At 67.5% G+C, this 13,643-nt stretch carries 8 protein-coding genes; all 8 read right to left on the reverse strand.

Features of this window, described 5'->3' with window-relative positions; genetic code table 11:
* Window positions 1–171 precede the first annotated feature (171 nt).
* Entirely contained in the window at window positions 172–2,295 is a 2,124-nt protein-coding gene (gene fusA, locus V6D49_RS09990; protein WP_340558910.1) for an elongation factor G, read from the reverse strand.
* A 39-nt stretch (window positions 2,296–2,334) separates the two neighbouring features.
* Window positions 2,335–2,805, reverse strand: coding sequence for a 30S ribosomal protein S7 (gene rpsG, locus V6D49_RS09995; RefSeq protein WP_191209779.1), 471 nt, complete (start codon window positions 2,803–2,805; stop codon window positions 2,335–2,337).
* A gap of 2 nt (window positions 2,806–2,807) precedes the next feature.
* Window positions 2,808–3,179, reverse strand: a complete 372-nt coding sequence (gene rpsL, locus V6D49_RS10000) for a 30S ribosomal protein S12 (RefSeq protein ID WP_003948652.1) — start codon at window positions 3,177–3,179, stop codon at window positions 2,808–2,810.
* 344 nt (window positions 3,180–3,523) lie between these two features.
* On the reverse strand, window positions 3,524–4,090 hold the full coding sequence (locus V6D49_RS10005; protein WP_340558912.1) for a DUF1707 and DUF4190 domain-containing protein: 567 nt from the start codon (window positions 4,088–4,090) through the stop codon (window positions 3,524–3,526).
* A gap of 136 nt (window positions 4,091–4,226) precedes the next feature.
* Window positions 4,227–8,126 carry a DNA-directed RNA polymerase subunit beta' gene (locus V6D49_RS10010; RefSeq protein WP_340563845.1) on the reverse strand — a complete coding sequence of 1,300 codons (3,900 nt, stop codon included), beginning with the start codon at window positions 8,124–8,126 and terminating at the stop codon, window positions 4,227–4,229.
* A 95-nt stretch (window positions 8,127–8,221) separates the two neighbouring features.
* Window positions 8,222–11,704, reverse strand: a complete 3,483-nt coding sequence (rpoB, locus tag V6D49_RS10015) for a DNA-directed RNA polymerase subunit beta (protein WP_340558914.1) — start codon at window positions 11,702–11,704, stop codon at window positions 8,222–8,224.
* 705 nt (window positions 11,705–12,409) lie between these two features.
* A complete protein-coding gene (gene rplL, locus V6D49_RS10020) occupies window positions 12,410–12,799 on the reverse strand; it encodes a 50S ribosomal protein L7/L12 (protein ID WP_191209874.1) in 390 nt (129 codons plus the stop codon).
* A gap of 97 nt (window positions 12,800–12,896) precedes the next feature.
* Entirely contained in the window at window positions 12,897–13,454 is a 558-nt protein-coding gene (gene rplJ / locus V6D49_RS10025) for a 50S ribosomal protein L10 (protein WP_191209781.1), read from the reverse strand.
* Window positions 13,455–13,643: the final 189 nt, after the last annotated feature.

Consider the following 13,643-nt stretch of genomic DNA (forward strand, 5'->3'; position numbering starts at 1 on the left):
GTGGTCGTACCGAACAAGCCAGGACCCCGAGGGGGACGCCCTTGACCCGTTCGTTCTTAAGGGCTGGCGACCCGGGGCTCCGGCCCAGAACGCGTGTGCGATCTGTGCCGGATGCCCCGGAATGCCGTTGTGCTACAGCCTAAGGGGTGAGATTACGACGGCGAACCGACGTCACTCGCCCCGGGCCTTCGCGATGATCTCCTCGCTGACGTTCCGGGGAACCTCGGCGTAGGAGTCGAACTGCATGGAGTAGCTCGCGCGACCGGAGGTCTTGCTCCGCAGGTCACCGACGTAGCCGAACATCTCCGACAGCGGCACCAGACCCGTGACGAGCTTGGCGCCACCGCGGTCCTCCATGGACTGGATCTGACCGCGGCGGGAGTTGATGTCGCCGATCACATCGCCCATGTAGTCCTCGGGCGTGGTGACCTCGACCTTCATCATCGGCTCCAGCAGGGCCGGGCTGGCCTTGCGGGCGGCCTCCTTGAAGGCCATCGAGCCGGCGATCTTGAAGGCCATCTCGGAGGAGTCGACCTCGTGGAAGGCACCGTCGAGCAGCGTCACGCGGACACCCGTGAGCGGGTAGCCCGCCAGGACGCCGAACTCCATGGCCTCCTGGCAGCCGGCGTCCACCGAGGGGATGTACTCCCTGGGGATGCGGCCACCGGTGACCTTGTTGACGAACTCGTAGCCGTCGCCTTCCAGCGGCTCGATCTGGATCTGCACCTTCGCGAACTGGCCGGAACCGCCGGTCTGCTTCTTGTGCGTGTAGTCGTGCTTGTCGACCGACTTGCGCAGCGTCTCGCGGTAGGCCACCTGCGGCTTGCCGACGTTGGCCTCGACCTTGAACTCGCGCTTCATGCGGTCGACCAGCACGTCCAGGTGCAGCTCGCCCATGCCCGCGATGATCGTCTGGCCGGTCTCCTCGTCGGTGTTGACCTGGAAGGACGGGTCCTCCTCGGCCAGCCGCTGGATCGCGACGCCCAGCTTCTCCTGGTCACCCTTCGACTTGGGCTCGATGGCGACCTGGATGACCGGGGCCGGGAACTCCATCGACTCCAGGATCACCGGGGACGACGCGTCGCAGAGGGTCTCACCGGTGGTGGTCTGCTTCAGACCCATGACGGCGATGATGTCGCCGGCACCCACCGAACCGATCTCCTCACGCTTGTTCGCGTGCATCCGGTAGATCTTGCCGATGCGCTCCTTCTTGCCCTTCACGGAGTTCAGCACCTGAGTGCCGGCCTCCAGGCGGCCCGAGTACACCCGGACGAAGGTGAGCTTGCCGAGGTGCGGGTCGCTGGCGATCTTGAACGCCAGGGCGGCCAGCGGCTCCTCCTCGGACGGACGGCGCTTGATGACCTGCTCGGCGTCCTTGACGTCGTGGCCCTCGATGGCCTCGACGTCCAGGGGCGAGGGCAGGTAGCGCACGACCGCGTCGAGCAGGGGCTGCACGCCCTTGTTCTTGAACGCGGTACCGCAGAACACCGGGGTGACCGTCGGGGTGCCCTCGGCGCCCGTGGACGCGAGGGTGACACGGCGGATCGCGGCCATGAGCTGCTCCTCGGTGGGCTCCTGGCCCTCGAGGTACAGCTCCATCATCTCCTCGTCGTTCTCCGCGACGGCCTCAAGGAGCTTGCCGCGGTACTCCTCGGCGGCCTCCTTGTGCGTGTCGGGGATGTCGACGACGTCGTACGCCTCACCCAGGGCCGTCTCGGCGGACCAGACGAGGCCCTTCATGCGGACCAGGTCCACGACGCCCTTGAAGTCGGACTCCGCGCCGATCGGCAGCTGCATGACCAGCGGCGTCGCACCGAGGCGGTCGACGATCATGTCGACGCAGCGGTGGAACTCGGCGCCGGTCCGGTCCAGCTTGTTGACGAAGCAGATGCGCGGCACGCCGTAGCGGTCCGCCTGACGCCACACCGTCTCGGACTGCGGCTCGACGCCGGCGACACCGTCGAACACCGTCACCGCACCGTCGAGCACGCGCAGCGAACGCTCCACCTCGACGGTGAAGTCGACGTGGCCCGGGGTGTCGATGATGTTGATGGTGTGGTCGATGTCGTCCAGCGGCCAGTGACAGGTCGTCGCGGCGGACGTGATGGTGATGCCGCGCTCCTGCTCCTGCGCCATCCAGTCCATCGTGGCAGCGCCGTCGTGGACCTCACCGATCTTGTAGCTGACACCGGTGTAGAACAGGATCCGCTCGGTGGTCGTCGTCTTGCCCGCGTCGATGTGGGCCATGATCCCGATGTTCCGGACCTTGGTCAGGTCAAGTGAAGTGGTAGCCATGAGGCTTCAGTCTTCTCTCGGTCTCGATAGGGGTAGCGACTACCAGCGGTAGTGCGCGAAGGCCTTGTTGGACTCGGCCATCTTGTGGGTGTCCTCACGCTTCTTCACGGCCGCGCCGAGGCCGTTGGAGGCGTCGAGGAGCTCGTTCATCAGCCGCTCGGTCATCGTCTTCTCGCGACGGGCGCGCGAGTAGCCGACGAGCCAGCGCAGCGCGAGCGTGGAGGCGCGGCCGGGCTTGACCTCGACCGGCACCTGGTAGGTGGCGCCACCCACACGACGCGACTTGACCTCGAGGGTCGGCTTGATGTTCTCCAGAGCGCGCTTCAGCGTGATGACCGGGTCGTTGCCGGTCTTCTCACGCAGACCCTCCATGGCGCCGTAGACGATGCGCTCGGCGGTGGAGCGCTTGCCGTTCAGCAGCACCTTGTTGATCAGGGAGGTCACCAGAGGAGTGCCGTACACCGGGTCGATGATGACCGGGCGCTTCGGGGCGGGGCCCTTACGAGGCATGCTTACTTCTCCTTCTTGGCGCCGTAGCGGCTGCGAGCCTGCTTGCGGTTCTTGACGCCCTGGGTGTCGAGCGAGCCACGGATGATCTTGTAGCGAACGCCCGGCAGGTCCTTCACACGGCCGCCACGCACGAGCACGATGGAGTGCTCCTGCAGGTTGTGGCCCTCACCCGGGATGTAGGCCGTGACCTCGATCCCGCTGGTCAGACGCACACGCGCGACCTTACGCAGGGCCGAGTTCGGCTTCTTCGGGGTGGTGGTGAACACGCGCGTGCAGACGCCACGACGCTGAGGAGAGCCCTCGAGTGCCGGCGTCTTGTTCTTCTCGACCTTGTCCTGCCGGCCCTTGCGGACCAGCTGCTGGATCGTAGGCACAGTTTCTCCGGTTTCTGTGTGCCAGTCTCGGTAAAGCTAACCTGGGCCACATTGTCCGACCCACGCGGTCGGGTGTGTCGGATTCTGCAGACCCCCCACTGACGCGGGAGACTCCTCTGGAGGGAGAAGTGAGTGCAGATCCTGGTGTCACGCGAGGCCGTCCACGAACGGGACGAACCAGCGCAGGGGACACCCCAGGCACAAGGTCAGAGCGTACCTACCGCATCGGCTCCGGTCAAAAGCGATCGGCGCGCGCGGGCGGCACGGAATCCCCGGGCGCCGTCACCCGGGCGCTCTCACCGTAGCGGGCCCCACGCGCGGCGACCAGAGGGCGGGGCGAACGCTCACACGGAGAGGGCGACCGCGAAGAGGGCGATCAGCGCCGCGAAACCCATGGCGACGTACCCCACGACGATGCCGGCCGTCGCGAAGCCGTTCCCCTCCTTGCCCGTCCGCCGGATGTCGGCCCGTGCGACGTGGCCGCAGATCACGGCCGGCAGCGCGGTGATGTAGACGGCCGGCACGAGGCAGGCGCAGACCAGCGCGGCCGTCGCCCACCCGCTCGTCTCCGGCGGGCGGCGCATCGGGTGCACCGGATAGGGGGAGTACCGCGGTGGGGTGATGTGGTACGTCGGCTCGACCGGACGCTGGTACGGGGTGGGCGCGGGCGCGGGGACCGGCCCCTGCGGCAGGTCGGCGATGAGCGGCTGCATCTCGGCGTACGTGCTCGCCTCGTGGATGCGGTGGAGGCGGGCCTCGTACTCCTCCTTGGGCAGGCGCCCCTCGGCGTAGCCGGCCTTCAGGACGTCCGCCGCCCGCTCACGGTCGGCGTCGGAGGCCCGCATGAACGGCTGCCCCCCGTAGGGCTGACCCCCGTAAGGCTGGCTGCCTCCCGGCCAGTTCAGTGACATCGACCGACTCCTCCCCACGTTGCGGAGCGTACGGCTCCTATCATCCAGGACGTCCGGGCGTCACGCGGAGTTCCCCCCGGAGAACGCCGAAGGGCGGCACTCCCGAGGGAGTGCCGCCCACGGCGACGGGTGGGCCCTACTGGTTGTAGGGGCCGTAGTCGTAGTCCTCCAGCGGAACGGCCTGGCCGGAGCCGGTGCCGAACGGCGAGTAGTCGATGTCGTCGTACCCGACGGCCGAGTACATCGCGGCCTTCGCCTCCTCGGTCGGCTCGACCCGGATGTTGCGGTAGCGGGACAGGCCCGTACCGGCCGGGATGAGCTTACCGATGATGACGTTCTCCTTGAGGCCGATCAGGGAGTCCGACTTGGCGTTGATCGCCGCGTCGGTCAGGACCCTGGTCGTCTCCTGGAAGGAGGCCGCCGACAGCCACGACTCGGTCGCGAGCGAGGCCTTGGTGATACCCATCAGCTGCGGACGGCCGGAGGCCGGGTGTCCGCCCTCCTGGACCACGCGACGGTTCTCGCCCTCGAACTTCGACCGCTCGACCAGCTCGCCGGGCAGCAGCTCGGCGTCGCCGGACTCGATGATCGTCACCCGGCGCAGCATCTGCCGGATGATGATCTCGATGTGCTTGTCGTGGATCGACACGCCCTGGCTGTTGTAGACCTTCTGCACCTCGCCGACCAGGTGGACCTGGACGGCGCGCTGGCCGAGGATGCGCAGGACGTCGTGCGGGTTGGCCGCACCGACCGTCAGCGGCTGACCGACGGTGACGTGGTCGCCCTCGCTCACGAGCAGACGCGAACGCTTGGAGACGGGGTAGGCCATCTCGTCGCTGCCGTCGTCCGGCGTGACGACGACCTTCTTCGTCTTCTCCGTCTCCTCGATCCGCACCCGGCCGGCCGACTCGGTGATCGGGGCGACACCCTTCGGGGTGCGCGCCTCGAACAGCTCGACGACACGCGGCAGACCCTGGGTGATGTCGTCACCGGCCACACCACCGGTGTGGAAGGTACGCATCGTCAGCTGGGTGCCGGGCTCACCGATGGACTGGGCGGCGATGATGCCGACGGCCTCGCCGATGTCCACCAGCTTGCCGGTGGCCAGGGAGCGGCCGTAGCACATGGCGCAGGTGCCGACGGCGGACTCGCAGGTCAGGACCGAGCGGGTCTTGACCGTCTCGATGCCGTGCCGGACGAGCTCCTCGATGAGGACGTCGCCCAGGTCGGTGCCGGCCGGGCCGAGCACCTTGCCGTCGACGACGATGTCCTCGGCGAGGCAGCGCGCGTACACGCTGGTCTCGACGTCCTCGGTCTTGCGCAGCACGCCGTCCTCGCCCCTGACGGCGATGGGCAGCTTGAGGCCGCGCTCGGTGCCGCAGTCCTCCTCGCGGATGATGACGTCCTGGGAGACGTCCACGAGACGACGCGTGAGGTAGCCGGAGTCGGCGGTCCGCAGGGCGGTGTCCGCCAGACCCTTACGGGCACCGTGCGTGGAGATGAAGTACTCCAGCACGGACAGGCCCTCACGGAACGAGGACTTGATCGGACGCGGGATGGTCTCGTTCTTCGCGTTCGACACCAGACCACGCATACCCGCGATCTGACGCATCTGCATCATGTTTCCGCGCGCACCCGAGTCGACCATCATGAAGATCGCGTTCGTCTTCGGGAAGTTCGCGTTCATGGCCTCGGCGACCTCGTTCGTCGCCTTGGTCCAGATCTCGATCAGTTCCTGAGAACGCTCGTTCTTCGTGATCAGGCCGCGCTCGTACTGCTTCTGGACCTTCTCGTCCTTCGCCTCGTACCCGGCGATGATCTCCTTCTTCGCCTCGGGGACGACGACGTCGGAGATGGCGATGGTCACACCGGAGCGCGTGGCCCAGTGGTAACCGGCCGACTTGAGGTTGTCCAGCGTCGCGGCGACCGCCACCTTCGGGTAGCGCTCGGCCAGGTCGTTGACGATCTGGGAGAGCTGCTTCTTGCCGACGGTGTAGTTGACGAACGGGAACTCCTCGGGCAGGAGCTCGTTGAAGAGCGCCCGGCCGAGCGTCGAGCGGAGGCGGAAGCCGTCACCCGGCTGCCAGGCGGACTCGCCCTCCTCCGGGATCGGCGGCGTCCAGCCCAGCGGCGGGACGGAGCCCACCGGGAACCGGATGTCGATCTCGGCCTGGAGCGACAGCTCGCCGGCGTCGAACGCCATGATCGCCTCGGCGGTCGACGCGAACGACCGGCCCGAGCCCACGACCTCGCGCTCCCCCGCCTCACTGGTGAGGAAGAAGAGGCCGAGCACCATGTCCTGGGTGGGCATGGTCACCGGACGGCCGTCGGCGGGCTTGAGGATGTTGTTCGAGGACAGCATCAGGATGCGGGCCTCGGCCTGGGCCTCCGCCGAGAGCGGGAGGTGGACGGCCATCTGGTCACCGTCGAAGTCCGCGTTGAACGCGGTGCACACGAGCGGGTGAATCTGAATGGCCTTGCCCTCGACGAGCTGCGGCTCGAAGGCCTGAATGCCGAGGCGGTGCAGCGTCGGCGCACGGTTGAGCAGCACCGGGTGCTCGGCGATGACCTCTTCGAGGACGTCGTACACCACGGTGCGCTGGCGCTCGACCATGCGCTTGGCCGACTTGATGTTCTGCGCGTGGTTCAGGTCGACCAGGCGCTTCATCACGAACGGCTTGAACAGCTCCAGCGCCATCGCCTTCGGCAGACCGCACTGGTGGAGCTTGAGCTGCGGGCCGACGACGATGACCGAACGGGCCGAGTAGTCGACGCGCTTGCCGAGCAGGTTCTGCCGGAAGCGGCCCTGCTTGCCCTTGAGCATGTCGGACAGCGACTTCAGGGGCCGGTTGCCCGGGCCCGTCACCGGCCGGCCGCGGCGGCCGTTGTCGAACAGCGCGTCGACGGCCTCCTGCAGCATCCGCTTCTCGTTGTTCACGATGATCTCGGGCGCACCGAGGTCGAGGAGACGCTTGAGGCGGTTGTTGCGGTTGATGACGCGGCGGTACAGGTCGTTCAGGTCGGAGGTCGCGAAACGGCCACCGTCCAGCTGCACCATCGGACGCAGGTCCGGCGGGATGACCGGGACGCAGTCCAGGACCATGCCCTTGGGGCTGTTGGACGTCTGGAGGAACGCCGAGACGACCTTGAGCCGCTTCAGGGCGCGGGTCTTCTTCTGGCCCTTGCCGGTGCGGATGATCTCGCGGAGGCGCTCGGCCTCCTCGTCCAGGTCGAACGTCTCCAGGCGCCTCTGCAGGGCGGCGGCGCCCATGGAGCCGTCGAAGTAGGTGCCGAAGCGGTCCCGCAGCTCGCGGTAGAGCAGCTCGTCACCCTCCAGGTCCTGGACCTTGAGGTTCTTGAAGCGGTTCCACACCTCGTCGAGGCGGTCGATCTCGCGCTGTGCGCGGTCGCGGAGCTGCTTCATCTCGCGCTCGGCGCCCTCGCGCACCTTGCGGCGGACGTCGGCCTTGGCGCCCTCGGCCTCCAGCTCGGCGAGGTCGGTCTCCTGCTTCTTGGCGCGGGCCTCCAGGTCGGCGTCGCGGCGCTGCTCGATCTGCTGGCGCTCGACGGAGACGTGGGCCTCCAGCGACGGCAGGTCGCGCGTGCGGCGCTCCTCGTCCACATACGTGATCATGTACGCGGCGAAGTAGATGACCTTCTCCAGGTCCTTCGGCGCGAGGTCCAGCAGGTAGCCCAGCCGGGACGGGACGCCCTTGAAGTACCAGATGTGCGTGACGGGGGCGGCGAGCTCGATGTGGCCCATCCGCTCACGGCGCACCTTGGCGCGGGTCACCTCGACGCCGCAGCGCTCACAGATGATGCCCTTGAAGCGGACGCGCTTGTACTTGCCGCAGTAGCACTCCCAGTCCCGGGTGGGGCCGAAGATCTTCTCGCAGAAGAGCCCGTCCTTTTCCGGCTTGAGGGTGCGGTAGTTGATGGTCTCCGGCTTCTTGACCTCGCCGTGGGACCACTGACGGATGTCGTCAGCGGTGGCGAGGCCGATCCGCAGTTCGTCGAAGAAGTTGACGTCGAGCACTCTCGTCAATCCCTCTCAGGGTCGTGTCAATGGTGGTCTGAACGGGGGTCCGGGGAGTGCCGGGGAGCCGCTGTCAGCGGCTCCCCGGCCACCCGTCAGACCTCTTCGACGCTGCTCGGCTCGCGCCGGGACAGGTCGATGCCGAGCTCTTCCGCGGCGCGGAAGACGTCCTCATCGGTGTCACGCATCTCGATCGACATGCCGTCCGAGGAGAGCACCTCCACGTTGAGGCAGAGCGACTGCATCTCCTTGATGAGCACCTTGAAGGACTCGGGGATGCCGGGCTCGGGGATGTTCTCGCCCTTGACGATGGCCTCGTAGACCTTCACACGGCCGGTGACGTCGTCGGACTTGATGGTCAGCAGTTCCTGGAGGGCGTAGGCGGCGCCGTACGCCTCCAGTGCCCACACCTCCATCTCACCGAAGCGCTGGCCACCGAACTGGGCCTTACCACCCAGCGGCTGCTGGGTGATCATGCTGTACGGGCCGGTGGACCGGGCGTGGAGCTTGTCGTCCACCAGGTGGTGCAGCTTGAGGATGTACATGTAGCCGATGGAGATCGGCTTCGGGAACGGCTCGCCCGAGCGGCCGTCGTAGAGCCTGGCCTTGCCGGAGGGCAGGACCACGCGGTCCCCGTCCCGGTTGGGCATGGCGTGCTCGAACAGACCCGTCAGCTCGTCCTCGCGGGCGCCGTCGAAGACCGGGGTGGCGACGTTGGTGCCCGGGGCCACCTCGTCGGCACCGATGGCCTTCAGCCGCTCCATCCACTCCTCGCTGCCCTCGACCTTCCAGCCCTGGGAGGCCAGCCAGCCGAGGTGGATCTCCAGCACCTGGCCCGGGTTCATCCGGGACGGGACGCCGAGCGGGTTGAGGATGACGTCGACCGGGGTGCCGTCCTCGGTGAACGGCATGTCCTCGACCGGAAGGATCTTGGAGATGACGCCCTTGTTGCCGTGGCGGCCGGCGAGCTTGTCACCGTCGGTGATCTTGCGCTTCTGCGCCACGTAGACGCGGACCAGCTGGTTCACGCCCGGGGGCAGCTCGTCGCCCTCCTCGCGGTCGAAGACGCGGACGCCGATGACCTTGCCGGTCTCGCCGTGCGGCACCTTCAGCGAGGTGTCACGGACCTCACGGGCCTTCTCACCGAAGATCGCGCGCAGGAGGCGCTCCTCCGGCGTCAGCTCGGTCTCACCCTTCGGGGTGACCTTGCCGACCAGGATGTCGCCGGCCTCGACCTCGGCACCGATGCGGATGATGCCGCGCTCGTCGAGGTCGGCCAGGACCTCCTCGGAGACGTTCGGGATGTCCCGGGTGATCTCCTCCGGGCCGAGCTTGGTGTCGCGGGCGTCGACCTCGTGCTCCTCGATGTGGATCGAGGAGAGGACGTCGTCCTGCACGAGGCGCTGCGACAGGATGATCGCGTCCTCGTAGTTGTAGCCCTCCCAGGGCATGAACGCGACGAGGAGGTTCTTGCCGAGCGCCATCTCACCGTTCTCGGTGGACGGGCCGTCGGCCAGGACCTGGCCCTCGATGACGCGGGCGCCCTCGTCGACGATCACCTTCTGGTTGAAGGAGGTGCCCTGGTTGGAGCGGTAGAACTTGGCGACGCGGTAGGTCGTGTACGTGCCGTCGTCGTTGGCCACCGTGACGTAGTCGGCGGAGACCTCCTGGACGACGCCGTCCTTCTCGGCCTTGATGACGTCACCGGCGTCGACCGCGGAGCGGTACTCCATGCCGGTGCCGACCAGCGGCGACTCCGACTTCAGCAGCGGCACCGCCTGGCGCATCATGTTCGAGCCCATGAGCGCGCGGTTGGCGTCGTCGTGCTCGAGGAAGGGGATCATGGCCGTCGCGACCGACACCATCTGGCGCGGCGAGACGTCCATGTAGTCGACCTCGTTGCCCGTGACGTAGTCGACCTCGCCACCACGCCGGCGGACCAGGACGCGGCCCTCGGCGAAGTGCATGTCGTCGGTCAGCGGGGCGTTCGCCTGGGCGATGACGTACCGGTCCTCCTCGTCCGCCGTGAGGTAGTGGGCCTCGTCGGTGACGACGCCGTCCACCACCTTGCGGTACGGGGTCTCCACGAAGCCGAAGGCGTTGACCCGGCCGTAGGAGGCGAGCGAGCCGATCAGACCGATGTTCGGGCCTTCCGGCGTCTCGATCGGACACATGCGGCCGTAGTGCGACGGGTGCACGTCACGGACCTCGAAGCCGGCCCGCTCACGGGACAGACCACCGGGACCCAGGGCGGACAGACGGCGCTTGTGGGTCAGGCCCGACAGCGGGTTCGTCTGGTCCATGAACTGGGACAGCTGGCTGGTGCCGAAGAACTCCTTGATGGAGGCGACGACCGGCCGGATGTTGATCAGGGTCTGCGGCGTGATCGCCTCGACGTCCTGCGTGGTCATGCGCTCGCGGACCACGCGCTCCATGCGGGCGAGGCCGGTGCGGACCTGGTTCTGGATCAGCTCGCCGACGTTGCGCAGGCGGCGGTTGCCGAAGTGGTCGATGTCGTCGGTCTCGACGACGATCTCGTCACCCTCGGCGCTGACCGTCTCGGTCTCGCCGGCGTGCAGCTTCACCAGGTACTTGATCGTGGCGATGATGTCGGCACTGGTGAGCACGCCGGAGTCCAGCGGCTCGTCGCCACCGAGCTTCTTGTTGATCTTGTAGCGGCCGACCTTGGCGAGGTCGTAGCGCTTGGGGTTGAAGTAGAGGTTCTCCAGCAGGGTCTGGGCGGCCTCCTTGGTCGGCGGCTCGCCCGGACGCAGCTTGCGGTAGATGTCCAGCAGGGCGTCGTCCTGCCCCTGGGTGTGGTCCTTCTCCAGGGTGGCGCGCATGGACTCGTACTGACCGAACTCCTCCAGGATCTGCTCGGTCGTCCAGCCCAGGGCCTTCAGCAGCACGGTGACGGACTGCTTGCGCTTGCGGTCGATGCGCACACCGACCATGTCGCGCTTGTCGATCTCCATCTCCAGCCAGGCGCCCCGGGAGGGGATGACCTTGGCGGAGAAGATGTCCTTGTCGGACGTCTTGTCGAGCGAGCTGTCGAAGTACACGCCCGGGGAGCGCACCAGCTGCGAGACGACGACACGCTCGGTGCCGTTGATGACGAAAGTGCCCTTGTTCGTCATGAGCGGGAAGTCGCCCATGAAGACCGTCTGGGACTTGATCTCGCCGGTCTCGTTGTTGGTGAACTCGGCGGTGACGAAGAGCGGAGCGGCGTACGTGAAGTCGCGCTCCTTGCACTCGTCGATGGAGTTCTTCGGGGGCTCGAAGCGGTGGTCGCGGAAGGTCAGCGACATCGACCCGGAGAAGTCCTCGATCGGGGAGATCTCTTCGAAGATCTCCTCAAGACCGGACTTCGTGGGGACGTCCTCCCCCCGGTCGAGCGCAGCCTCGATCCGCGCCTTCCAGGCGTCGTTGCCGAGCAGCCAGTCGAAGCTCTCGGTTTGGAGCGCGAGGAGGTTGGGAACCCCGAGAGGCTCCTTGATCTTCGCAAAGGAAATACGCAGCGGTGCGGTGCTGGCGCCGTTGTTCGAATTGACGGTCGAGGCGTTGCGCGAGGCGGCCAAGAGGGGGTCCTTCCGAGGGCTCGGACTCACTACGCGCATACCGGTGCCCCTGGTGACGGGCAGGGAGCAGCTATAAGGCAGCGCAAAGGGTCAGTGTAGCCACAAGGCACACTGATGTCCAGAGCGGAACATCGGAGATCGGCGCAGGGCCTCTCTCTCCCTCCGGGAGTCTCTTCCTCGGTTGTCTGTCTCGGTGCTGCTTCTCGGTACTGCTTCTCGTACGGCACAGCTCTCGCGCGGCGTCTCGATCCGGCCTGGCGGCCGTCCCTCGGCGTCTGCCGCAAGGCTTCCCACATCACCGAGATTCCATGCCTCGGGTTCCGCGGAACTCCGAACCAGTGCTTCTCGGCACCTCGGGCGCTTGTGAGAATCGCGTGCCCGGAGGCCGTACGTCAAGGCCCCGCGCTCGGTTGCGGTGGTCACGCCCGCGACGGCAGCCGCCGGCGGCCTGGACGACCACCCCCTCGCCGACCCCGCCGCCCCCCTCCAGGGGTGCCGGGCCGAACGCCGGTGATCACCCTACCCTTGGCAGCAGCGAAGGCAAGGAGAGCGCGGCGCGATCGAGTGGGTGACTCCCGGGTAGCCCGGAAACCCCCCGGTCGTAGGGGTGCGGGAACGCCGAAGGGCGACCACCCGGATGGGTGATCGCCCTGGGCGAGCGGGCCGCGTGCCGTGTCGGCACACACCCCGCAGGGGTTCAGCGGGTCACTTGACCTCGACGCTGGCGCCGGCGCCCTCGAGGGACTCCTTGGCCTTGTCCGCGGCGTCCTTGGCGACCTTCTCCAGAACCGGCTTCGGCGCACCGTCGACCAGGTCCTTGGCCTCCTTCAGGCCGAGGGAGGTGAGCTCGCGCACGACCTTGATGACCTGGATCTTCTTGTCACCGGCGGCGGTGAGGACGACGTCGAACTCGTCCTTCTCCTCCTCGGCGGCGGCGGCGCCACCACCCTGACCCGGGGCAGCGGCGACGACGGCGGCCGGGGCGGCGGCCTCGACGTCGAACTTCTCCTCGAACTTCTTGACGAACTCGGAGAGCTCGATGAGGGTCATCTCCTCGAACTGCGCGAGCAGCTCGTCCTGGCTGAGCTTCGCCATGATGGCGTCCTTCCACTCGTTCGGCTGGTGCCGGATGTCGTACATGTCGGCGGGCGTACGGGGGGCCCGCTGGGCTGCGCGGTAGCCGGAAGTTCGGTTACTCCGCGGCCTCGGCGGGAGCCGGCGTACCGGCACCGCCCTGCTCGTCCTGCTTGGCACGCAGCGCGTCCGCGGTGCGGACGAACTTCGTGAGCGGGGCCTGGAAGGTCGCCGCGGCCTTGGCCATGGACGCCTTCATGCCACCGGCCAGCTTGGAGAGCAGCACCTCGCGGGACTCGAGGTCCGCAAGCTTCTTGATCTCGTCCGCGGACAGTGCCTTGCCGTCAAGGACACCGCCCTTCAGCTCGAGAGCGGGGTTGGTCTTGGCGAAGTCACGCAGACCCTTCGCCGCCTCGACCGGGTCACCGGTCACGAAGGCGACCGCCGTCGAGCCCGTCAGGAACTCGTCGAGCGTGGTGACCCCGGCCTCCTTGGCCGCGATCTTGGTCAGCGTGTTCTTCACCACACGGTACTGGGCGTTGTCACCGAGCGAGCGGCGCAGCTCCTTGAGCTGTGCCACGGAAAGTCCGGTGTACGCGGTGACCACAGCGGCGTTGGAGTTGCGGAACTTCTCCGTCATCTCCTCAACGGCTGCGACCTTGTCGGGCGTCGCCATGAGCCTCGCGCCTCCTTCCGGGTGTTGGTCCTCGGCCGGTCTGCCGACCGGCCCGTCGCGCCGGACCGCCCCATCGGGCACTTCAGGAAGGAGCTGCACACAAGCGAAACGCCCCGGTGCGCAGGCGCACGGGGCGTGACTCGACAGTACGGAACACTGCCCGTACCGGAGTATGAACCTCACGTGCCT

Source organism: Streptomyces sp. GSL17-111, from assembly GCF_037911585.1.
Taxonomy (GTDB): Bacteria; Actinomycetota; Actinomycetes; order Streptomycetales; family Streptomycetaceae; genus Streptomyces.